Origin of the sequence: Bacillus sp. SIMBA_008 (assembly GCF_046535495.1) — a bacterium.
In the GTDB taxonomy this organism is placed as follows: Bacteria; Bacillota; Bacilli; order Bacillales; family Bacillaceae; genus Bacillus; species Bacillus subtilis.
Genome location: NZ_JAWRWL010000712.1, coordinates 1 through 260, shown reverse-complemented (window position 1 = coordinate 260; position 260 = coordinate 1). Strand labels below are relative to the sequence as shown.

The 260-nt window shown below is 46.5% G+C and carries 1 pseudogene; it reads right to left on the bottom strand.

Annotation, left to right across the window (positions count from 1 at the left end):
- A pseudogene (locus tag SB658_RS25105) lies at positions 1-260 on the bottom strand (LD-carboxypeptidase); the annotation flags it as partial.

The window sequence follows — 260 nt, the reverse complement described above, 5'->3', positions numbered from 1 at the left end:
GTCCGATGATCAACCCTTTAATTGATTCGGCATGCTGCAAAAGCGAGGCAAGGTCTCTGGCGAACATTTCAGGAAAGACCAAGTCATCATCCTCCACAAATAAAATGGCATCCTTGATGCGAGGCATAAACGTTGTCCCTTGCAGTAAGTTCAGTGTACAAAGGTTCCCTCCATACAAGGTGCCTTCGGCTGTTCCTTCCTGATATATTCCCCATTTCGTCGGATGAAACTGTCTGTTCGCTTGATCAAGATACCACGCA